Genomic DNA, 24,139 nt, shown 5'->3' with positions numbered 1-24,139 from the left:
CCTAAATCCCCCTTAGCCAAGGGGGACCCCAAGGGCCCCGGCCCTCTGGACACCCGGAAATAGGCGTACCTGCAACGTTCGGCGGGATTGAAACGGTCGTGCATGAGCGCTTTCGTCCCCTATCGGGGACACGCTTCACTGTCGCTTATTCACACGGTTCGCATTAAGCTCACCATGGATAAAGATTACTGAGATGATTGGCTTTAGGCTGTGTTACAAGTAACCTTACGTAATTAGAATCGCTGGCGGCGTTGCCGCGGCGCTTACCTCGTAATGTTACTCTAACAACACATAATTTGCACGATTTTAGCCTAACTTGATTGTTAGCGCACACTTTTAATTGTATTTTGTACAACTAATTTGAGTTTGAGTTATGCTTTTGGTGTTTTAATTGCATTCTGTGCAACTAAATCCTGTCTTAAGAGCCAAATATAGACTATATCATAAATTTAATTGCACTATCTGCAACTAAATTCATTTTTGTGCGAAAGAGTAGCATTTAACTGTACATTGTGCAATTAAAGTAGCAACCTTCGTCTAACTATACCTGATTCGCCTTTAAACAGGCATTAAATCAAACTCTCATTTTATTCTGGAGCTTGTCCTTGCTTCAGATCTACGGGACCAAAAGCGCCGGGAAGTAATTCTCCCACCGTCGTCTCAACAATATCGCCCTTCATGTTTCCAAGGATAACCTTCATGTCGGGTGAACACAACTCAATCATAACTTGGCGGCATACACCACAAGGAGATACGGGGCCATCGGAATCGGCAACAACGGCAATTGCCTTGAAAGAACCGATAGCATGACCGTCAGCAATGGCACGAAATAACGCGGTGCGCTCTGCACAATTGGTTGGGCCAAAAGCAGCATTTTCTACATTACATCCGTGATGAATATGACCATCCTGATCAAGAAGGGCGGCTCCAACTCCGAATCGGGAGTAAGGAATATATGCCTTAGCACGTGCTTTAATCGCTTCTTGCATAAGAAGAGCGGAATCCATATTTGGGTCCTCCTAAAGTTTTGTTAGCGCTACATCGTGGAATCACTTCGTACAAAACTTGCTTCGAAAGCATCCACTTAGTTTTGTTAGCAATACTTCATTGAATTTTCTTCGTACAAAACTCGCTTCCTAAACATCCAGTAACCAAAGAGGCGGAATCGCAAAACGCGGGTCCGCCTCTCCCCTGAATTGAATTGTAACCTGATTATGACATAAGTCCGGTAATCCAGTCCATCACCGGGTGGTAAAAAACATAGACCCCGACTAAGACAGCAAACACCGCCGTTAGAAGCACAGCTCCTGCGGCGGTATCTTTTGCTCTCTTAGCCAGTGGGTGAATCTCCGGCGAGATCAAGTCTACCGTCGCTTCAATTGCTGTATTGAGCAACTCGGCGGTTAAGACAAGCGTGATTGAGAAGAGCAGCAACATCCAACTGGCCAGCGGAAGTCTGAACACGGCAGCGGCAACAAGTACAACCACAGCCAAACAGCAATGCACCTTCATGTTAAGCTCGGATTTGAATGCCGACACGATGCCTTGCGATGCAAACCGAAAAGAGTGCCAGAACTTCTTATGTCCTACCGCCGTGTTCTTCACCATTAGCGAGTCAACCCAACCTGAGCTAGTACTTTCTCTTGCTTAGACATCATTTCAGCCTCTGAAGCTTCATCCTGATGATCATATCCTAACAAATGCAGAAATCCGTGCACAAAGAGGAAACCAAGCTCACGCTCCAGCGAATGACCATATTCTTGCGCTTGCTCCTGAGCACGAGTTACGGAAATGATGATATCTCCCAGTACATCCGGAACATCTTCCAGCGCTTCGCCTTCTTCTACTTCGTATATAATGTCCAGCTCGTCCTCTCCGCTTTCATTCATCGCAAAAGAAAGTACGTCCGTCGGACGGTCAATTCCCCGGTATTCCAAGTTCAACTCATGAATACGAGTGTTATCGACAAAAGTAAGCGCAACCTCTCCCTGATCGATCCCTTCCGCCTCACCTGCTTTTTGCAAAATGCTCTCCAGCAGTGCTATGAGATCGTCCTTTATCTCGTATTCTTCTTGCTCGTTATCCCAAACGATCTCCAAACTCATGGGTTAGCTGCCCCTTCCTCTTTTTTCGGCTTACGCACATCTTCTGGGTATTCGATCCGTGAATGGAAAATCCCCCATGACCGTTTCTTTCAGCGTCCGTGCAATAATGTCCAATTCTTTAATCGTTAAATCACATTCGTCAAACTGATGATCATCCAGTCGACTTTTAATAATTTTCTCAATCATCGTTTCCACCTGAAGGACGGTTGGTTTGCGCAAGGATCGCACCGCAGCTTCAACACTGTCGGCAATTCCTACAACAGCCGATTCCTTCGACTGGGCTTTCGGGCCAGGATAACGGAAATCTTCCTCGGTAAAATCAGGCTCTACACCTTTTTCTTCCGCCAGCTTCAGGGCTTTATGGTAAAAATAATGCAGGAACGTCGTCCCATGATGCTGCTCAGCAATATCACGAATCGGTTTGGGCAGCTTATATTCTCGTTGCATCTCCACCCCATCGCGGGCGTGAGCTACAATGATAGATTTACTAAGCTTCGGTTCTATAGAATCATGTGGGTTTTCCATATTATTCTGATTTTCAATAAAATAAAACGGACGTTTTGTTTTACCAATATCATGATAATACGATCCTACCCGGCACAATAGGCCGTCTGCTCCAATCGCTTCTGCGGCCGCTTCTGACAAGTTACCTACCATTACGCTATGGTGATAGGTTCCTGGTGTTTCCGTAAGAAGCTTGCGCAATAAGGGATGGTTCGGATTAGACAACTCTACCAGCTTCAGGGCAGATAGAATACCAAAGGTAGCTTCAAAGAAAGGCATCAGACCAATCACAAGCACTGCAGTCAAAAGTCCACTCGCAAAAGCAAAACCAACGGCATACAGCGTGCTTACATCTTTCCATTCACCACCAGCTAAGAGGGTCAGCATAAAGACGGTCACACAGCCAAAAAGGGATACCATAATCCCGCCTTTTAATAATGTGGAACGCTGGCCTGCACGATGAGTGGCAAAAATAGCTACATAACAAACAACAATTGAAAAGAAGCCAAAGGTAAAATCAAACACCGAATTCTGCTGAACATTCAAAATGATACTGGCGAGTATACTGATCAGAATAGAACAGAAATACGCTAATGTCATATCCAGAAGCATGGTAATCAGCATAGCACCAATGGCTACTGGAGCCAGATACCCGAGATAGGAATGGACATCCGTCTGCAAAATTGCGGTCAACCGCATGGAGATGATCGTAATAACAAACACAAGCACCAGCATTAATAACTGGGAATTATTATACTTGAAGCCCGCAGTTCCGCCAGAGTAACGGATAAACACCATCAGACCCGCAGATAGCATGGTAGCAAGTAATAGCAATCCAACCTGAGGCCAATAGTTGACCTCATTGCTTAGCAGGCCATTCTCATCCAATAGGGCGTACAGCTCAGGGGTGATTTTTTGCCCTTTAGCGACAAGAACCTCCCCTTGCTCAATAAACACATCAGGTGTGTTCTCACGAGCCTGTACCTTCGCTTCCTTCGTTGCATCTTCGTCATAGAACTTATTGCTTGTAATAACGAGCCGGACTAACTCTTGAACAACCTCACGCGCCGTACGCTGACTCAGAGAGCTGATACTGACCTGCTCCGCCACTTTGGCGCGCGCAGTCTGGGCGTCCGTGATTTGATCGTTCATCAGCCTAGTCACAATATCACGAGCGACAGGCTTCATTTCGATAATGTCCTGAGAGGTCAGTCGCGGAATCTTAATGTAAGTTTCATCTGGAATGACATAGGTCTGCTCTTTTATGACAGATTGCATTTCCTCCAAAAGATGATCGGAATAAGTGCCTCCACCCCGATTTGAGGCTATGAAATTCAAAATAAAATCATTGGCCCTCTGCGGGATCTCATCACGATAAATCTCAGTCTTATCGCTTTGCGAAATCAAATCATCCTGATTCAGGCGATCAATCCGGTCCAGTAGCGATGTCACAAGATTATCGGCCCTCATCGGGATGATTTTATACTTTGGAGATACACCTTCGGCCGCTTCTTCCGCCGCCTTTAGTGTTGCCTTCTTGTCCAAAATTTGCTTAGGCGCTGTTATCTCCTTCGCGCTGAGCGTATTCTCTTTAATATCGTACCGCTTAGGTAGTAGATCGGGCGACAGGCTGAAGTAGAACACAAGTCCGAGTAACAGGAAAAGAGCATAGCGTGTCGCCGCGCTATACTTCCATCCGTTGTTCGTATATACAAATCCGCTTAATTTAGATGGTTGCTTTGAAGCCATGAAGACAATCCCCTTTATTGGAGGTTTTCGGCAGAGCGGTCATAGGCAACGATAATTTTCTGCACCAGGGAATGCCGTACTACATCCTGCTCCGCAAAATAAACAAAACCGAGTTCTTCTATGCCGGATAAAATCGCTTTAGCCTCAATCAAACCGGATTTCTTGCCGCGAGGCAGGTCAATCTGGGTAACGTCACCCGTAATCACCATTTTGGACCCGAAGCCGAGTCGAGTCAAAAACATTTTCATTTGCTCAGGCGTTGTATTCTGGGCTTCATCCAAAATAATAAATGAATCATCCAGCGTACGACCACGCATATAAGCGAGCGGAGCAATTTCAATCAATCCCCGTTCAAGTGCCTTAGCCACCTGATCGGGCCCCATAACGTCGTATAAGGCATCATATAACGGACGAAGGTATGGATCTACCTTTTCTTGCAAATCCCCTGGGAGGAACCCTAGACTCTCTCCTGCTTCTACAGCTGGGCGCGTAAGAATGATACGCTTAACAGAACCTTCTTTAAGTGCCGTAACTGCAAGCACTACCGCCAAGTAGGTCTTACCCGTTCCTGCAGGACCGATTCCGAATACAATATCACGCTTCTTGATCGTTGTCACATAATGCTTCTGGCCAATCGTTTTGACACGGATAGGCTTTCCACGAAAAGTTGTTGTAATTTCTCCCTTGAACAAATCGAGCAATTGATCGACCCGAAAGTCTTTCGCCAGCTCCACAGCGTACTGCACATCACGTTCAGTAAGTATGTAACCGCTCCGAATGAGGGACAGCAACACATTAAACAATTGTCCCAGCATGTCTACTTCCCGCTCCGCACCACGTATCGTTAACTCTGCTTCACGGGAATCAATAATAGCAGGAATTTCACTCTCGATGATTTTTAGGAATCCATCTTGCGGGCCGAACAGCGATTGCGCTTCTCCCGCATTTTGCAAAGTAATACGAATGCTTGCAGTCTGTTCTGACAAGTAGCCTCATTCTCCTCAATTGTTTACTATTGGCAGTTCTTCGGAAATGTTTTCTTCTACTTCAAAGATCACTTTCATATAAACTTTACCATTCTCTTTCTTCTCATGCAAAACTTTTTGACTTTTGATGACGCTATCAACGCCATAACGCGCCAAAATATCATTCTTCGCTCGCTCTATTCCCTTTTCAAATCCAGCCTCTGGAGTTAATGTCTCACTTGTTTCACTAATCTCCATTTCTTTCTCAGTCATTAGGCCCAGCGGCAGCTTAATGGACCGCCAGGACAGCGGATCGTGCTCAGTAAGTGTTCGTGATTTCTCAAAAGGAGAATCGCCATAACCCCATAGCTGGATAGCCCATTTACCAAGCACCAGATAGGTTCGATCTTTACGCTCCCCTGTATATGAGCTATTTGTTGTTGTAAGAGGCACTTCTATATTGTATTCATGCCACACTAGACCCTTAACCTCACCTTTAGCCACCACGTACTGTACATTCTCTTCGTCGCCTAAAGCACCCGAGATCAGGATATCCCCTTTTTTAACCCGTGAGTTACGCGCTACAACCGGTCTGCCCTGCTCCGCATATATTTCAGTTACCACCGCATCTGTTCTGCTAATCAAATGCCGCTGACTAAGTAGAGGTTTGATATCCGGCTGTTTAGATTCTACCACCTGAATTTTAATGCTCGTCCCCGTCCGCTGCACCCCTATCCATGAAACGCCGGGTAATTGGGCTAGGAGCCCCTTAGAGAGCTTGTCCGGCTCATCCAGACGCCATATCCATTGAAAAGGATACACCCCCTCCTGGCGAGCAGCTGCCAATATATCCTCAGAGGCAATTTTTTCATTCCCCTCGACTCTAATGCTCCATACCATCGTGGATAACATAAAGAGCATAATCCCGAATACTAATATTCCCATGCCAAAAAATTTACGTTTCCAAAGCCGCGCCATCAAAAAAGGCAGTCCGCTTCTTCCTGTAACGTGCATCCGACAGCCTGTCTTCTTTAAAATCGGACGGAGGACATAAAAATCATTCAGAAGCAGCTTAAGGGAAGCGCCGCCCTCCGCGGGCCTCACATCCCAAATCACTATACCTGCTTCAGAAATGACATTAATGAATCTCTCCACCTGAGGCCCCGTCACATGCAGTGTAACGAATCCCCGCAGTGATGAAAGAGGTGGTTCCTTCATGATTTCCCCTCGCTTTCTTTATATCTGATCTCTCCGATAATGCCTTCTACCGCCAGCTCCTGACCAAGAATATTGCGAATGACAAGATCCTCGCCTGTGATTTCAAGCGATCCTTTAGCTAACGCGAGCTTAAGCTGGCCTGAGGAAAAATGCAGCACGCCGCGATGATTCTCGATATACAGTTCCTTATTGCCGATCAGGGTGATCCGGGGCATTTCCTGTAGTAAGTCCTGTGGTAAATCCAACACCCCGTTTGTCCATCCCCGCAGCCTGCGGCCAATACGGGTCATAAGTAGACGCTCCCCCTTCCTGCCTTCTGTACACCTTATGCGGCAACGCTTTTGTTTATGAGAAGAACTCATAAAGGAGCACCTTTCAGGTATAAAAAACATAAAAAAGCCTCAGCTTTCCTATCGTTAAGATAAGAAAGCTAAGGCTTAATTGTTACTTGACCGAAAATTACGATCTTCGGGAGGAATGCGGCTGGCGAGCACGCGGAGGTCCTAGAATCTCCGCCCAAACCACACCATTACGCAGCTCATCCCTATTCCCTGTTCTATTTGACTGAACATCTGTATCAGGGGATGAACTCTTCGTCTTCTTCGACCTGGGATCTGCTCCAGCTATTCCATCAAAAGCAGATTGAAGACGCCGCACCTCTTCCTGCATTCTTTGTGTGCGTAACTCAACTCCGTCATCAGCATGCTCCAAAGACATACCTTCTCCAGTAGAATAATCTGGTGTCGGGATGTACGCAGGCTCTGGAAAGGCAGGTGATGCGTCATACTCACGGGAGGATGTAGTAACAGGAGCAGGAAACCCGCTACCAGACAGTTCTGGCTGATCTCTGTTCCCGTCTACATCCTTATTACGGTGGAGAGGATTCCCGTCTCCTCCACCAAAGGTCGGCATCCCTCCGCGTGTAGTACCTTTGGGTTTGTTCTTCGTAGCTTTGTTCACATTGGATACAATCGCGAAGATAATAACCGCAACAATATAGATCCAGCTCATGGAGATTCACATCCCCTTTTATTTATTATTGTTAGGACGGTTATTGTCGTCCTGATCATTCATTTTGCCGAGGGAACCGCGCATTTGGGTATCCGCCTCGATATTTTTGATGTTCATGTAGTCCATCACACCGATTTGACCATTTCTGAGTGCCTCAGCCATCGCCATAGGCACCTGAGATTCAGCTTCCACAACCAGCGCCTTCATCTCAACTACACGTGCTTTCATCTCTTGCTCATGAGCGACAGCCATTGCTCTGCGTTCTTCTGCCTTAGCTTGTGCAATACGTTTATCCGCTTCTGCTTGTTCGGTTTGAAGATACGCACCGATGTTCTTGCCTACATCGATATCCGCAATATCAATAGAGAGGATCTCAAAAGCAGTACCTGAATCCAGACCTTTGGACAATACCGTCCGAGAAATCAAATCCGGGTTTTCCAAGACATCTTTATGTGAATCACTTGAACCTACTGTCGTTACAATCCCTTCACCAACACGGGCAATGATTGTTTCTTCACCCGCACCACCCACGAGACGGTCGATATTGGCACGTACAGTTACACGTGCTTTTACCTTAACTTCAATCCCGTTTTTAGCGACAGCCGCAACAACTGGTGTTTCAATTACACGAGGGTTAACGCTCATTTGCACAGCCTGAAGCACATCGCGTCCTGCAAGATCAATAGCCGCTGCGCGTGTAAATTCCAAAGGAATATCTGCACGTTGTGCTGCAATAAGCGCATTAACCACCCGGTCTACGTTACCACCTGCGAGATAGTGGCTCTCCAGTTGATTAATATTCAGTCCAAGACCTGCCTTAGTCGCTTTAATCATTGGATTAACGATTCGACTTGGTGTTACACGACGCAGTCTCATCGCTACTAGGGTAATAATACTAATCCTAACCCCTGACGCCAATGCAGAAATCCAGAGCATGACCGGGAAGAAGCTTAAAAAGACACTCAACAAAATGACTACAACTACCGCAATCAACAAAAAAGTAATTAAAGATGCTTCCATAACTTTACAACCTCCAGTAAATTATTGTGGAGCTACTATTCGCCATACCTTTTATCTTTTACCTTATTCCTTAATTTCCTTCACCACAATCCGTCCGCCCTCAACTTTTACAACAGAGACCGGTGCATTAACGCTAATAAAGCTGCCTTCAGTAACGACATCTACTCGCTCGCCGCCAATCATAGCCGTTCCGGATGGACGAAGTGGAGTAATACTGTTTCCTATAGCTCCAACTAAGCTTAACTTCTCTTCAACAGGTACAAATCCCTGATCTTTAGAGAGCGTATCCTTTAAAATAAACCTATTCCAAATTCCACGTTCTTTAAATGCGACAGCCACAATCACAATGACTACTGTTGCAGCCGCGAATGCGATACCGAGACTAAACAATGCATGTGTGAAGCTGTATGCTGCGCGTACGACACCTGCCACAAGGCTCACGGAACCAAGTATCCCCAATATCCCAAAGCTCGGCACGAATAGCTCCAGCACAAGCATGACAAGTCCGATTATGAACAAAAGCCAAGTCTCTGATCCGGCAAACCCTGCTACAGAATTTCCGAAAAAATATAAAACAAAGGCTAATGTCCCAATAATCCCAGGTGCACCGAAGCCCGGAACGATCAACTCAATCACAATGCCTGTGATCCCGATGAATAGCAAAATCGTCATAATAATCGGATTCGTCAGAAATTGCGACATTTTCTCGGCACCCGTATGCTCCACACGAAAAATGTCATCTGTAGTATAACCTAACCAAGTAATCGCCTCTTCTGGAGTGGTTGTAATTTGATCAGCATAACCAGCTTTTAAAGCTTCGTCACTAGACAAGGCAATAATTTCGCCCTGCGCTTTAGATACGCCAAGATCTGGCTTATCCACAACCAAATTACTATCGACCATTCCCGCAGCAATATCAGGATCACGCTCATTTAGAGCAGCGGCTCCAATCATTTTTGATTTCCAGTAGGAGACCATCTTCGCGTCATCTACTTTCTGGCCGCTACTATCTACTAGAGATGCAGAACCGATCATGCTGCCCGGCTTCATGATGATTGCACCTGCGTTAAGTGCTATGTAACTGCCTGCGGAAGCGGCATCACCTTTAATAAAAGCAGCCGTAGGTATGTCACTATCTCTTACCATCGTCCCAATCTGTTCTGCTGAACTCACCAGTCCACCCGGTGTATCCACCTCCAGTACAATTAGAACCGCTCCATAATTAGCAGCTTCTGTGAACCCTCTTTCCAAAAAGCTTTGCAGACCTCTTTCAATTTTCTGATCAACCGGAATAATAAACACAGGGCCTTTCTTCATCTCACCATTCGCAGCATTCGGTGCTTTTGGTACTGTTACATCAGCGCTGACATTCGGGATAAACGGCGTTAAGAGCAGTAGCAGTAAAACAACTGGAATGCTGGCTAACATAATTTTCCGTAATCTTTTCAATGTTTTTACCTCCCTTCTTCAACTTGACCCGGGACACATAAACTTTATTACGTTGTAAGCGTAATTACGTTTCAAAACAAAGAAAAGCACCCCTTTTACAAGGGGTGCTGGCGCTATATTATTGCAGAAATTGCTGAACCGCTTGGTTCACGAGTTTACCATCGGCGCGACCTTTGACCTTAGGCATCAGTGCGCTCATGACCTTACCCATTTCGCTTTTCGAAGAAGCACCGGTTTCCTGGATGGTCTGCTGTACAATTGCTTTAATTTCTTCTTCGGAAAGTTGCTCGGGAAGATACTTAATAATAATCTCGATTTCTGCCTTCGTACTCGCGGCAAGCTCGTCGCGACCCGCTGATTCAAATTCTTGGAGGGCATCTTTGCGCTGTTTGATTTCACGACTAAGGATATCAAGCACTTCGTTGTCGTCCAATGTTCTCTTCAAATCTATTTCAAGATACTTTATTGTAGAACGAACCATTCGAATCGTGGAGAGCGTGAACTTGTCCTTACTCTTCATCGCTTGCTTCATATCTTCGTTCAATCTCTCGCTAAGATTCATGCGTGGGTAATCCTCCTAAAACTTTCTCTTACGAGCAGCCTCAGACTTCAGCTTTTTCTTAACGCTTGGCTTTTCGTAATGTTTGCGTTTCTTCACCTCAGCCAAGACACCATCTTTTGCGATGGAACGTTTAAAGCGACGAAGTGCAGCATCAATTGTCTCGTTTTTGCGAACTTTCGTTTCAGACACAGTTTCCCCTCCCTCCGACCATACCGTCCAAGAGCATAACACGGTTTATCAAATTCCATTATAGGTCAAACGGAAATAGGGTGTCAACCTTCGTGTTATTCTTTTTTTCTGGCAAGTTCTTCAACATTTAATGATTGTACTATGCGTGAGAAGCTGAGTTTCCTGTGAGAGCTCCCAGCTTGGCCCCACCAAGCAAGTGATAATGAAGATGAGGCACAGCTTGTCCACTATCTGGACCACAATTATTGATCAAACGATAACCAGATTCGGCAATCCCAAGGTCGATAGCGATCTGTTGCGCTACACTGTGAATTTCTGCAATTAGCGGAAGATCCTCAGGTGTGACATCATTCATGGAAGCAATGAACTTCTTTGGAATGATCAACACATGTACCGGTGCAGCCGGCTCGATGTCGTAGAATGCAAGAATACGTTCGTTCTCAAATACTTTTTTGGAAGGAATAGTACCCTCAATAATTTTGCTAAACACGGTCTCCATAGAGTGCTTGCCTCCTAAAAATTGGTGAAATTCCACTTCATCATAAGATAATCATACAGGATAATCACCAATTACGAAAGACGCTAGAAGATTCAACATCCACACTCTAAAACTGTATCTATTACAGAATGAAATCCGTTTACAAATGAAGTTGAGCTATATATATACCCGTAGGGCCTAAAAAGGCAAAAAAAAGAGAAACACCCTTCACAGCTTATAAAGCTGATTCGGCGGCGGACGTATGAAAAGGAGTACATTCCCGGTCATACGTCCGCCGAGGTGTTTCTAAAGTAATGTCGGCTTAGCTGTATTATAACAGCGCGTTGATGCTGTATCTGTGATATCGATCACACAGTTTAAAATGCTTCACATTTTTTCCAAAAGGATACGAGATCCCCCTCCACCTTGTTCAGCAGGAACTACCACCAGCTTGCGCGGTAACCTTGCACGAAGCTCTGGAACGTGGCTGATAATACCGACAGACAGCTGGTCATTATGCAACCTTTCAAGTGAAGTAATCACTGTATCCAGCAGCTCTGGGTCGAGAGTACCAAACCCTTCATCTAAGAAGAAAAATTGTAACGGATATTGCCCACGCAGCTGGATCTGAGCTGAAAGAGCAAGTGCCAGCGAAAGGGATGTTAGGAAGGTCTCTCCACCAGACAGGGTTGAGACAGGTCTTCTCACCCCGCCGTTCCCGTCATCACGGATCACAAAGCCGCCACCCGAATCAACCTCCAATGCATAACGCTGCTTACTCAGGAATCGAAGCCGCTGGGAAGCGGACTGACACACCTGCATCAATTGTTCCTCAGCAATGTACTCAACAAAGGCGTTCCCACGTAAGACCGTCTGTAGTGTGGAGAGTTGATCTTGCATAGAAGCGTGCTCAATCCGCTTAGCTTCGAGCTCCATCCAGCGAATATGTCGATGCCGCAGGTCCTCCAGATCACGCTCTGCACGTGCTCTTGACTGAAGAGATACTTCATCCTCAGCCTTGCTTTCTCTTAAGATCCCCTGACTTTCTTGCCATTCTTCTTCACTTAAGCTGGCTCCGTCAAGCTTCTCTTCAATATTACGCAGTTGCAACGAGACCTCAGCTTCTTCGGCACGATGAGCACGTACGCGGGAATAAGCCATTTCCCTTGCTTCGGATGTGAGCGCTGCTCCTTCAACCTCAGTGGCTGAACTAAACGGTGAAGAAGCCAAGCTTTGTTCCCAATGACTGGTAGCTGCTACGTAATGTTCACGCGCAGATTCCGCAGCCTGGCGAGTAATCGCTGCTTCCTTAACCTCATGCTGAGCCTTCTCCGCCGCTGCGAGATGTGACTGCTTGCTTGTCTCCAGAGCAGTTAACAATTCCTGCAGACGTCCTTCACATTCCGCTAGAAGAGGAGCAGCAGCACGACCATTCGTCCACTCCAGTAGACGCTGTTCTTTTTCACGCTGCAATTCTTCCTTGCCTTCGATCTGTGTGATCCACTGAGCCAGCTCTTTATCCAGCCCCGTTATGGTCTCTTGAAGGTTCTGCACTGAAGCACTTTTCTCCTCCAGAAACTTGACACTGATATCAAGTCGAGATCTAATTTCTTCAGCTTGTGCATCCTTAGCTAACAGATCACGGTAAGCTTGTTCCACTTCTCCAGGTGCCAGATCCGGGAACTGCTGTGTCCAGTTCTGCCGTAGAGCCGTTAGCTGGGCGCTGAGTTCCTCAGCTTTGGCAGCAATTCCTTCTACCCAGCTCCGTTCACCTGCGACAGCTGCCGCTTCTTTGAGGCACAGTTGCTGGACCTCCTGCATCGATTGCTGCCACTGTACCGCAGTTCGGCGTACTTCACCTGACTGTCCTTTTAATCCCAAATGTGCAGCTTCAAGTTCTGCCAAGGCTTTTTCATCTGGAATGATTAAATCGGTGGAAGTAACTGCACTACTTACTTCTGAACCTGCAGCTGCAGGGTGATTTGCCGCTTCGATGACTTCATTTCCAAATACCTGCTCCAGCCATACTTGATCCTGTTCACGAAGACCACGGAACAGATGACGAGCTTCCAAAGCCCGTCTAGACAATGTTCGAACTTGCTGAAGCTTCATTTCCAGTTCTTGTTGCTCTAAGCTATCCTGCAATAATGCAGGTGCAGGATGATGCTCGCTGCCGCATACAGGGCAGGGTTGTCCTTCTTCCAGCTCCTTAGCTAGTCCTAACGACAGTCTGTGAAGCTCTTGATCCTTCATAGCCGCTTCCAAAGAGCTGACATGTTGCTCCAGGCGGTCCGCTGCAGTACGCGCAGCTTCTTCTATCGCCAGCAGCTTCTCTTGATGCAGCGCCGCCTCGCGGATCAGTTGCCCGCGAGCAGCTTCCTGCAGTTCGCGACGGCCCTCGGCCTCCGCGAGTCGTGCCTGCGCAGCCGCGAGTGCAGCGGCACGCTCGCGGCGCTCCTTCTCCGCCTTATCCCACTGGGATTCGGCGGAGTGCAGCCCTTGCAGTCTCTGCATCGCTTCTTGCAGAGACTGCCGCTCCTGAGAGCGGACACCGAGCGGCTGCAAGCTCTGCTGCAGCTCTTGCTGGCGCTTTTGGCCCTTGGCCAAAAGCTCACGCTCCCGGGCCATTCCCTCCCGCAGCTCCGCCAGCTTGCGGGAGGCCTCTTCGCGGCGCTCGCGCAGAGCCGCGAGTTCGCGCCGTAGGCCGCCGAGCTCGGACTCGAGCTCGAGCGCGCGGCGGTAGGTGCCGGCCCCCTCCCGGAGGGCCGGCTCTTCCGCCGCAAGTGCGGCCTGCGCAGCAGCCGCGACGGCAGCGGCACGCGCCGCCTCCTGCTCGGCGGCGGCGGCCATCACCGATTGGCCCTCCGCGCGGGCCAATCGGCTCTTAAAGGCTTCTTCCGCGCTGCGCCATGCTTTCAGCGCGGGAAGCCTTGCCTCGGCCTCGTCAGCTTGGCCGAGCTTCTGTTCAAAGAGGAGAATCTCCTCCTCCTTGGCGAGCAGCCCCTGCCGCTGTAACTCGCGGCGGGTCCGTTCCTCTTGGAGCTCGCGTATACGCGCAAAACGCTCCGAGACCTGCAGCGCCGCCTCCAGTTTGCGGCGGCATTCCGCAGCATAAAGGGTGGCCTGCTCGAGGCGCTCCGCCGCTGCCTCTACATCCCCTTTGCCTGCGCTGCCAAGACCCTGCTGCTCCGCTTCCAGCGCGCGGAGCGCAGCCTCATTCTCCTTCACCCGGCGACTAAGCTTAATTGCCAGCTGATCGCCATACTGTTCCAGATGGAACAGGCGTTGCAGCATTTGCCGACGATCTACGCCACGAAGTGATAAGAATTCGGCAAATTTCCCCTGCGGCAATACAACCGCTCGCGTGAAGTCATCCATTTTTAGACCGATATGCTCCTCCACACAGCGTGTAACATCTGCGAGCTTATCCGCCATAACATTATCACCGTCAGGTGTGATTTCAATGAAACGGCTAATCGTGTTGCTGACAGTTTGTTCACCAGTCCGCTTGAACTTCCTTTCAACACGATAACGATGTGCCCCCGCGGAAGAAGTGAGCTCAAAGGTAAACGCCACGCTGAGTGAATCTTCAGAGTGGTTCATAATCCCCTGTGTTCCATTAACGGCACGTTCCACTTTCCCGTACATCGCCAAAGTAATAGCATCCAGCAAGCTAGACTTGCCGCTGCCCGTAGGTCCAAAAATCCCAAACAGACCCGTCTCACACAGACTTTCAAAATCTATTTCTTGCATTTCTCTATAACTCTGTAATCCTGCTACTTTTAATAGAATAGGTTTCACCTTAGTTCTCCTCTCCTTCCTCCGGCTGACGCCGTTCTTCTTCGGTTAGCTGTAAGAACAGCTCTATCAAGCTATCCTCCGGTTCTGCTCCACCTGTCTGACGCTGATAGAATTTACGGAACAATTCTTGCACCGGCATTCGTGAACGGGCAGTTTGTTCGAGCTCCATCTCCATTTGCGGGTAGATTGGACGAATATGAATGATCCCCTCGCGTGATTTGCGCAGGCGCTGAATATCATTCATCGACATGGCTTCACTAAGCCGAATCTCCAAATCTATAAAAGCAGAAGCATCTCTACCTTCATCCAGCCAGTTATATACCTCCTGCAATCCACCAGTGGAGCTCCATCTTACAAGCGGACGCCCACAGCGAAGATAAATTTCTTCAAAGGTTGGCTCACCACCCGGCGCAACATCAATAAGCGTCACCGATTTAGCCTGTCCTGCTTCAGAAAAACTGTATGCCAGCGGAGATCCGCTGTAACGGATCATTCCTTCCCCTTTGACACGTTGTGCGCGATGAAGATGACCTAGTGCAGTATATTGCGCTCCACAAGCCAAAGCAGAAGGATCAACGGTATACGCTCCGCCCACTTGAATTGGACGTTCCGAATCACTTTCCACACCACCAAGCACATAAATATGACTCATCGCCAAATTTACAGTCTGCGGCGTGAATTCCCGTCCCAACAGCTGCATGAGCTTGCCAACCCGTGCACTATAAGCCAGTCGAAGCTCCTCTTCTCCGCTATCTCCTGCAAGCAGTTCACCGAGACGCGCCTCGGAGGGATAAGGAAGAGCTGCGATTTTGGCGATCTCACCCGTGCGTGCAGCATGAACAGTCACTGGCTCTGAGGTAGGAAGCCCCACTAATGTAATCCCCTGCCTTAATACAAGCGGTGAAACTGAAGATACGCGCTCCGGTTGATCATGGTTTCCGGCAATCACAACAAGGGGCCTGCCCCCTGCAGTCAGCCTTGCGGCAGCCTCATAGAATAGTTGTTCTGAAGCCGCTGGTGGATTAACGGAATCGTACACATCTCCCGCCATCATTATCAAATCCACTTTATGAAAATCGGCGATCTCCACCAATTCATCTATGAACTGCTCTTGCTCCTTCTGCCGGCTTCTTCCTTCCAGCGTTCGGCCGAGGTGCCAATCTCCCGTATGCAATATCCGCATCTTCGTCCTCTTTCCCCGCTCCTACGCGGTAATGAATAGATTTATAATTTCACAGCATGTCCGCCGTCAAAAAAGTACAGCCAAATCTCGCTGATCGGTTCTCCCAAAATATCATGTAATGCCTTGCTGTATAACTCTAGCTGAAAACGATATTTTTCCTTAAGCGCTTCTAACCCACCCTGATGTTCTAAAACAGAGTCCGTCTTATAGTCTAACAGAATAATCCGGTCCTCTTCGCGGAACAGGCAGTCAATGACCCCTTGGATCAGCACTCCTTCACTAAAGCCTTCATTATTATTTCCATGGCATAGCTCTGTGACGGCTTTATTCATATAATCGAGCCCTCCATAAGCCTCGCCTGCGGGAAGCATATAACTGAACGGCATTTCTCTAAGCTTCCAAGAAGAATCTATTAATCTACGACCAAGTTCATTCGTATAAAAAGTCTCTATCTGATCGGGGGATACCGCCTCCACCTGCTCAGCAGTTAGAATAGCTAATCTCTGCAAACGGGCTAATGTTTCTTCCACAACTTTAGGATCAACAGAACCCTCCAGCGGAATATGCTGCATAACCGTATGGTAGGCTGTCCCGCGCTCCGCTGGGGTTAGACTGCGCTTTTCCATAAATTTCGGACGCCGCAAATGCAGACTGTCTGCTCCTGCCACATCTGTACGTTTATTGTTTTCTGTTGAGGTGACAGGATAGCCACTTTCCTCTAAGAGATCATAAGAAGGCTGGTCCTGCATCGACAACAAAGATTTTAACTCTGTAACAGAGGTTTTGGCAGGAATACCAGAGGCAGCCGCAAACGGATAGGGCCATTCTAGTCTTCTAGCAATTTCATCGCTATTCACTGATCCATAGACACTTACAGATTCACCTTTTTGCAGCGCCTTGAGTACAGATTGACGTTCTTCTGCTTTGTCCTCTGAGTTATCCGAAGGAAGGAACGCCCCGGAATTCAGTTCGGAAGCATTCTGCACACTGATGCTCCAGTTCGAGACATCGCTGTGCAGCACTGTCGAGACGGTACCTTCAGAGCCGCCTAGCTTCCGAAGAATAGCCGCCGCCGGATGCCGGATCAATGCCGGTCCAACCCAGTCCAGATAGCTGCGACCCCGGGCTAGTAAATGATCAGCAAGCAGTAGCTCATCCCGATTCTGCACACTGCTCCAGCTAGCAATTTTCCGTGGTAAATCTCTTACGGTACCGACTAGAATCATCTTATCTCTCGGACGAGTTAAAGCTACATATAATACCCGCATTTCCTCAGCCAATAATTCAAGTCGTGTACGACGATTAATAGCCAAATAAGGAAGCGTAGGGTAGCTGACCCGTGTTTCCCGCTCCACAAAACGTGGCCCAAAGCCAAGCTCCTTGTGCATCAGGAAAGGAGAATGCAAATCCTGCCGATTAAACTGCTTCGCCATGCCCGCTATAAAAACAACAGGAAACTCTAAGCCTTTGGATTTATGGATAGTCATAATTCTGACCCCATTGCCCTCTTCGCCGCCACCACCAGCTACACCAAGATCTCCGCCATTCTCACGAAGCCGTGAAATGAACACCAGAAAACGGAACAACCCACGCGCCGCAGTATCATTCTCAAATTGAACAGCCCGATCATACAAAGCTTTAAGATTGTTCTGTCGCTGTGAGCCTCCAGGCAAGCCTCCAACCCATTCCAGATAGCCGCTCTCACCATAAATACGCCAGATCAGCTCACTGAGACTGCCTTGTCTAGCCGCATCTCTCCAGCTTTCAAGCCGTTCTAGAAAATTCTTAAGCTTATGCTTCAGCTTTAGGCTGATTTGCGGTAAAGCTCCACTTCCAGATTCCACCTCATTAATGATTTCATCATTATTATCTGAGGTAACTTTCTCTTCCGCTGCACTTGCTGTTTCTATCACATGAGCCGAGAAAAGATCGTATTCTTCCTCAGCTTCGTTTGCATCTTGCATGTTTGCTGCCATTTGTACAGCACGATAGAAAGAACCATGGCTGTACATCCGAACTTTAGCCAGTTCCTCTTCAGTTAAACCAACAACAGGTGAACGAAGCACACCAGCGAGTGGAATATCCTGCTGAGGATTATCGACTATTTTTAAGAGTGAGAGTGCAATTTCTACTTCTGTAGCTTCAAAATAGCCTTTATTCAGATCCCCGTAAGCAGGGATTCCCTCCATCCGAAGCTCTTCAATAATTAAAGGGGTCCATATTCTCGCCGAACGAAGCAAAATCACGATATCACCATAAATCACTGGGCGCATAATCTTAAGCCCTTTATCATAAATAAGCAGCGGAGATCCGCCATTCAGGCCAGTCATCTGTAAAATGCGGTGAGCAATCGCCCGTGCTTCCAGTTGCGCAGTCTCACTTTCAATAGCTTCGCTTTCCTGAAGTGGAGTCTCACTGTCCTCAGTCTCTTCTACTTTACCTGCTGCCGCTCCGCGATCGATCAATAATAGCTCTGGTGCAAAAAAAGTATCTGGCCCCTTCTCTGCTGCACCCGGGAAATTCGCTCCATACACAAGCTCAGCACGTTCGTCATAATTAATCTCCGCCACTGTCTCGTTCATAATCTGCCGAAAAATCATATTTACGGCATTTACAACCTCCATACGACTACGGAAATTACGGGCTAGATCGATAACCGAACCGCCGGACGATTCATTAGGCTTCTCAGATAACTCGCTTAACTCGGATTCGCCAACTGTATTGCTGCCACCTCCGGCATTCTTAGAGCCAAAGCTACGGTATTTATCCAGGAACAGCCCCGGCTCTGCCAGACGGAACCGATAAATACTTTGCTTCATATCTCCGACCATAAATCGGTTACCAGGTGTTTCGCGGGAGATAAGCCGCACAATCTCTTCTTGCACACTATTCGTATCCTGATATTCATCTAACAGAACCTCATCGAATTGAGCACGGTACTCCATCGCTGCATCAGAAGGCAGGGAATGGCCTGGTAGAGAATCAGGATGGCGCAAAATTTGCAGACAATAATGCTCCAAATCACTAAAGTCAACGAGACCCCGTCCTGCTTTTTCGATTCGATAACGTTCACCGAACGCTATCACCGTCTCAGCAAGCTCTGCCATAAGAGGAGCCGCCTCGTTCAGTTCTCTCAAAAAAACATCTGCAGGACGGCCAAACAATGCCTTCTGAAGATCTAAAATACTCTTCTTCACACTATCGCGCAGTTCTTTAACCATTTCCTGCAGTCCAGGATCTGTCGAATCCTTCTTACAAGCTTTCAATTTTCCAAAGTATACTTCCATGAAAATATCATATAATTCTGCCCATGGCCGTTCATTCACAGCCTCCTGCAATGCATTTACCATCTCAAGGTCAGTCGTCAAATTCTCGGCATAAGGCGCCGGACCACCCGGCTGTAGCGCGATCTCCCGGCCTTGGATAAGCTGACTGGCTGCACCCGCAAGGGTCAACTTCGCTTCTTCAAGAATACTTAGCACCCAAGGAGTTCGACCTAAGCTATCTGTGTCTGGTAATGAGAAATCAGCTGCGGTATCACGAAGCCACTGCTCTGGCCAAGGATGGCTGCGTGCATAATCATGCAGTCGCTGTATGAGCGCATGTACCGCATCATCGCTGCGTTCACCACTGAACCAGTCAGCAAGCTGTACAAATACGCTATCCGCGCCATCTTCACCTACTTCACCGTATTTTTCCTCCAGTAGCTCTTGAAGCAGCTCCTGCCGCATCATCTCTGCTTCATGTTCGTTCAGGATACGGAAACCAGGATCTATAGGAATAATCTGATAATAACGCCGGATCACTTCCAGACAGAAGGAGTGTAGTGTTGTAATCGAGGCTTTCCCGAGCAACGACAGCTGACGGCGTAAATGGTCATTCTCTCCATTCTCCTCAAGCTCCCGATCTAGTGCTTCCCTAATCCGCTGGCGCATCTCGGCAGCAGCAGCTTTGGTAAACGTAGCTACTAGCAATCTATCTACGCTAAAGCCATTCTCTTCCTTGCTGATTTTGCGAATAATCCGTTCTACAAGTACCGCTGTCTTACCGGAACCTGCCGCCGCGGCAACGAGGATATCATCACCGCTCTCAGCGATGGCGCGCCACTGGTCATCACTCCATATGCTTCCTTCCGGTTTCGCTTCTATTTCAAACTTCATACTCACGGTGTAGTTCCTCCTTTGCGGGACAGCAGATCCCAAATAACGTCCTTCCCTGGCTTACCCAGATTGTTGTACCCATTGCCTTCCACGGCATCATCGAACTGGCAGACGGGTCTAAAGGAACAGAATGTGCAGGCTGTCTCTTGCCCAATCCGGTATGGCTCAATCGCCACATCACCTTCCGTAATGCGTGTCCCGATATCCGAGATAGTTCCCCGAACGGATGATAATAAGTGTCCCCATTGCTCTGGTGTAGCTACAGAAGCACTACTATAAAAACTGCCATCAGCTTTTACTGCTACAGGCACGATAGAAGAATACCCTTTGTCTAAAGTCATATCCATCAGGGATACTACCTCGCGGTCTGCTGTAAGCAGTCCTTTCATCTTGAAGCGTTTCAGCAATTCTTGTTCTGCCTGTTCCTTGTTCATCCCGTTAGATGAGGTTAACAGTGGGTCATGTACGTGGAAATACAGTGTCCCTGCTGGAAGCGCCGGTTGCCCGAGCCATTGCTCCGAGTACGTAAGCAGCACATCCAGATAGGTCAGCATCTGTAGCGATAATCCATAGTACACCTCGTGCAGCTTGAGGTCTTTTTGACTCGATTTATAGTCAATCACCCGCAGAAGAATTCCATTCTCTCCTCGGGCCATGTCTACACGGTCAATCCGTCCAACAACCTCCATCACACAGCCATTCGGCAGCGTAATTCTTAAAGGAGGCAACTCCTTATCCGGTCCAAAATCCAGCTCCAGCCCTACCGGCTCAAAGCTGCCTCGGCGGGCATGCTCGCCCAGAATTACAGAAGCACGTCCAACAATATTTTTCAGCTTGCGTGAGATGTATCCGTAACGTTTAGAGCTCATCAGAATTTCACCCTGCAGCATCGGCGATAAACGTTCTACCGTCTCACTTGCCTCACGCCGACATTCCTCTGGAGACAAGCTTCCCCAGCCGCGGCCCTCTTCTTTCAGTCTTACCGCCATGTCACTTAACGCAGCATGGAACAGTTGTCCAATATCAGGTGCTTGCAGCTTATATAACTGGCGTTCCTTCAGTCTAAGTCCGTAAGATGCAAAATGGGAGAAGGAACAAGCAACAAACTTCTCCATCCGGGACACACTGCCTCGCAGTGTCGATCCACCGTACAATCTAAGGCTTGTTCCACGTTTTAGCTTCGTTCCCACGTTACGGTAGAACAATGAACTGAGCAGACGTTTCAATTCGAGACTACGAATATCATCAGCAGCGAACCAGTTATACACATCCCACCATAATTCAGGTATCTCCGTCCCCTGGCGCCACTGGCGTAGCTGCATAATCAATGCACGAAGACTCTGTTCTGGATGACCAATGTAACCGAGGTGAATGGAATCTCTGACTTCTTCTGGTAGTCCTGCAGGTGGAAGTGCTGCCAAGCTGTGCTCATGAACCCTTGGGAACATTCTATGCAAATGACGGATTACCTCAGAGGGAAGAAGCGCCTTGCCCTCATCATCAGCAGTGGCGTAGCTAATCCAGAGCTTTCGACTTCCTGTCGTTAGCGCATTATAGATCAAAAACCGCTCGTCCAGCAGCTTACGAGAAGCATCAGGAGCAAGCTCCATACCGGCGTTCTCAAGCACAGAGCGTTCGCCTTCCGAGAGAATTCCATCTTCCTTAAACTGCGCAGGCACAACACCTTCATTAAATCCAAGCAAAAAAGCGTATTTAACTCCCGTTGGTCGAGTCCGATCCATGTTACCAACCAGTACTTGATCGAGCGCGGGAGGAACAAGTCCCATCTTAAGCTCAGCAAGTCCTGTCTCTAGGACTCCGGTGAACACATCAAATTCAAGTCTCTCGTTGCCCATCATCTCGACGATCTGATCTAGCAGATCAAGCACTGCACCCCACAGCTGACTATGTTCTCTAGCCTTCTCGGGTTGCCCCTTCTCCATAGCACCGACACTAAGTTTCTCCAGCTTTCGGGCAACATCCGTCTCATCAAGCAGCTTGTACACTGCGGTACATAGTTCAAGGCCGCTTCTACTATTCTGTATCCGTTTCTCAAAAGCAAATAGAGGTCCCGTTATACTAGCACGGCATCGCTCCATTGTAGCAAGCAGTTCTTCATCCATCTGTCTGCCGCCTTCCAGCGACAAGCTAGGAATCCCTTTCCATGAACGGCCATCCGTCCAGCGATACCCTTGAATACCACAAGCCAGCACATAATTCTCTAAGGCGTCCATATCCTCACGCGTAATACTACCGTCCAGCGGTAGCAAAAGCTCTGTCTTTACACAGCGGAATACATCCTCGAAGCGCCAGCGTCGACGCACCACATCCAATGCGGAGCGTACAAACTCTACCAATGGATGGTGCAGCTCATTTACCTTCTGGTCCAGAAAAAAAGGTACTCCGTAATCTTGGAACAACGGTTTAATCAGTTGCTCGTAATCTCCAATATTACGCATCAATACGGCCATTTCACCATATTTTGCACCTTCATCTCGCGCCAGTCTGATCATTTCACGCAGTGCTCCCTCAACCTCTGCTCTATGAGAAACTGCTGCGCCTATAGATATCGCTTCATTTGCCAGTTCATCTGCACCCATCCAGACCTTTCGGCGGTCATATCCCCTTTCGAGATGAGCAAGAACAGGACTTTCTTCAAAACGCGGAAGAACCGCTGGCTCCAGAAGCTCGTCCCACACATCAATGCCCAGCTCTTCAGCTATTCCACGCAGTTTAATGTAAGTAACCGCAGTTGGGTGAAACAATTCAAGCTCATTCAACTGATCTCCATAGGGATACGAACGATCAAGTGTAAGGGACACGGTCAGCTTCGATGCTTGCTGCATCAATTCTCGAAGCACTACGAATTCCTGCGGGGTAAAGCCGTGGAACCCATCTACCCAAATCTCCGACCCGCGAATGTAAGAGGAATCAGGAATATGCTCAGCTAGTTCCGCTAAACGATCCTCTTCGTCGATATAGAGGCGTGACATTTCCTTCTCTAAATCGCTGAATACCAGCTGTAAATCATCCAGCTTGCCTTCAAGAATAGGACTTCTTGCAATAGCGCCTCGCATTGCGGATAACTGCTCCTCTAAATCAGAGGAAGCCAAGCAGCAACGCTTCATCTCCGTATGCAGTTGATTCAACCGTTCGACAAAACCCGGTCTGTCGGCAGAGGCACCGAATAATTTCAGTTCCTCTTTACGGCGACTGATGATTTTGTAAATCAACATCTTTTTACCTTCTTCACTGATCGGCAGACTAGCGCTGCCTCCAGTTTCCTGTTTCACTCGATAGGCAAGCCGAGAAAAGCTCAGTGTCTGCGCCCGAATGCTTCCCTTCACATTCCCTACGGTCAAAAGCCCCCGTTCTGCTCCAAAGGAACCTTGTTCCGGTACAAGAATAATGATCGGCGCGCCAAGAGGCTCCTTCTCTAATGAAGAAGAAATAGACTCCCATATTTTTGTTGTCTTGCCACTACCAGAGCGGCCTAGTAAAAAGGTTACCGACATAAATGATAGACTCCTTCCGTAGCGGAGAAAATGTATATGATACAAGGTGAAATACTCACCGTTTGATAATGTTCAAATGAAAAAGTTCAGTCGTTCCTCGTCCCCTCAGTATAACATAGCTGCACATATCAGAACATGCGTTTGCTAGTATTTTCTAATGATTTACAATAAAAAAGCTACGAAGTAAACAGCAACTATCGTATTTTGGTGACTTGCTGTTTAGTATTTCT

At 47.9% G+C, this 24,139-nt stretch carries 16 protein-coding genes and 1 pseudogene; all 17 read right to left on the bottom strand.

Translation table 11 applies throughout. The features are described from left to right. Window positions 1–587 precede the first annotated feature (587 nt). A complete protein-coding gene (locus MKX35_RS10435) occupies window positions 588–1,007 on the bottom strand; it encodes a cytidine deaminase (RefSeq protein ID WP_042130321.1) in 420 nt (139 codons plus the stop codon). Window positions 1,008–1,212: 205 nt separating this feature from the next. Beyond that, complete coding sequence (locus MKX35_RS10430; protein ID WP_042190936.1) at window positions 1,213–1,608, bottom strand: diacylglycerol kinase family protein; 396 nt, start codon at window positions 1,606–1,608, stop codon at window positions 1,213–1,215. Next, on the bottom strand, window positions 1,608–2,105 hold the full coding sequence (gene ybeY, locus MKX35_RS10425) for an rRNA maturation RNase YbeY (RefSeq protein ID WP_076117315.1): 498 nt from the start codon (window positions 2,103–2,105) through the stop codon (window positions 1,608–1,610). The genes MKX35_RS10430 and ybeY overlap by 1 nt, the downstream gene beginning before the upstream one ends. After that, a pseudogene (locus MKX35_RS10420) lies at window positions 2,102–4,358 on the bottom strand (HD family phosphohydrolase). The gene ybeY and the pseudogene MKX35_RS10420 overlap by 4 nt, the downstream one beginning before the upstream one ends. A gap of 14 nt (window positions 4,359–4,372) precedes the next feature. Beyond that, window positions 4,373–5,344: a PhoH family protein gene (locus MKX35_RS10415; RefSeq protein WP_042190944.1), complete on the bottom strand. Its 972-nt coding sequence runs from the start codon at window positions 5,342–5,344 to the stop codon at window positions 4,373–4,375. 15 nt (window positions 5,345–5,359) lie between these two features. After that, the gene (gene yqfD / locus MKX35_RS10410; RefSeq protein ID WP_076299664.1) at window positions 5,360–6,541 is read right to left on the bottom strand and encodes a sporulation protein YqfD; all 1,182 of its coding nucleotides are present in this window, start codon (window positions 6,539–6,541) and stop codon (window positions 5,360–5,362) included. Continuing rightward, window positions 6,538–6,831, bottom strand: a complete 294-nt coding sequence (gene yqfC / locus MKX35_RS10405; protein ID WP_060621997.1) for a sporulation protein YqfC — start codon at window positions 6,829–6,831, stop codon at window positions 6,538–6,540. Before yqfC ends, yqfD begins: the two co-directional genes overlap by 4 nt. Window positions 6,832–7,000: 169 nt before the next feature. Continuing rightward, the gene (locus tag MKX35_RS10400; protein WP_076299665.1) at window positions 7,001–7,552 is read right to left on the bottom strand and encodes a hypothetical protein; all 552 of its coding nucleotides are present in this window, start codon (window positions 7,550–7,552) and stop codon (window positions 7,001–7,003) included. Window positions 7,553–7,570: 18 nt separating this feature from the next. Then, window positions 7,571–8,572, bottom strand: a complete 1,002-nt coding sequence (gene floA, locus MKX35_RS10395; RefSeq protein ID WP_042190951.1) for a flotillin-like protein FloA — start codon at window positions 8,570–8,572, stop codon at window positions 7,571–7,573. A 63-nt stretch (window positions 8,573–8,635) separates the two neighbouring features. Beyond that, on the bottom strand, window positions 8,636–10,000 hold the full coding sequence (locus tag MKX35_RS10390; RefSeq protein WP_076299717.1) for an NfeD family protein: 1,365 nt from the start codon (window positions 9,998–10,000) through the stop codon (window positions 8,636–8,638). 139 nt (window positions 10,001–10,139) lie between these two features. Continuing rightward, on the bottom strand, window positions 10,140–10,583 hold the full coding sequence (locus MKX35_RS10385; RefSeq protein WP_042190953.1) for a GatB/YqeY domain-containing protein: 444 nt from the start codon (window positions 10,581–10,583) through the stop codon (window positions 10,140–10,142). A gap of 15 nt (window positions 10,584–10,598) precedes the next feature. Next, window positions 10,599–10,772: a 30S ribosomal protein S21 gene (gene rpsU, locus MKX35_RS10380; RefSeq protein ID WP_036657994.1), complete on the bottom strand. Its 174-nt coding sequence runs from the start codon at window positions 10,770–10,772 to the stop codon at window positions 10,599–10,601. Between the two features lie 139 nt (window positions 10,773–10,911). Then, window positions 10,912–11,271, bottom strand: a complete 360-nt coding sequence (locus MKX35_RS10375) for a histidine triad nucleotide-binding protein (protein WP_042130338.1) — start codon at window positions 11,269–11,271, stop codon at window positions 10,912–10,914. Window positions 11,272–11,637: 366 nt separating this feature from the next. Then, entirely contained in the window at window positions 11,638–15,051 is a 3,414-nt protein-coding gene (locus MKX35_RS10370; RefSeq protein WP_076299666.1) for an AAA family ATPase, read from the bottom strand. 1 nt (window position 15,052) lies between these two features. Beyond that, on the bottom strand, window positions 15,053–16,234 hold the full coding sequence (locus MKX35_RS10365) for an exonuclease SbcCD subunit D (RefSeq protein ID WP_076299667.1): 1,182 nt from the start codon (window positions 16,232–16,234) through the stop codon (window positions 15,053–15,055). Window positions 16,235–16,275: 41 nt separating this feature from the next. Further along, entirely contained in the window at window positions 16,276–20,394 is a 4,119-nt protein-coding gene (gene addA, locus MKX35_RS10360; RefSeq protein WP_076299718.1) for a helicase-exonuclease AddAB subunit AddA, read from the bottom strand. A 2-nt stretch (window positions 20,395–20,396) separates the two neighbouring features. Further along, complete coding sequence (gene addB, locus MKX35_RS10355; RefSeq protein WP_076299668.1) at window positions 20,397–23,909, bottom strand: helicase-exonuclease AddAB subunit AddB; 3,513 nt, start codon at window positions 23,907–23,909, stop codon at window positions 20,397–20,399. Window positions 23,910–24,139 lie beyond the last annotated feature (230 nt).

This window comes from Paenibacillus sp. FSL R5-0923 (assembly GCF_038009145.1).
Classification (GTDB): domain Bacteria; phylum Bacillota; class Bacilli; order Paenibacillales; family Paenibacillaceae; genus Paenibacillus_AQ.
This window is presented reverse-complemented; position numbering and strand designations above follow the sequence as displayed.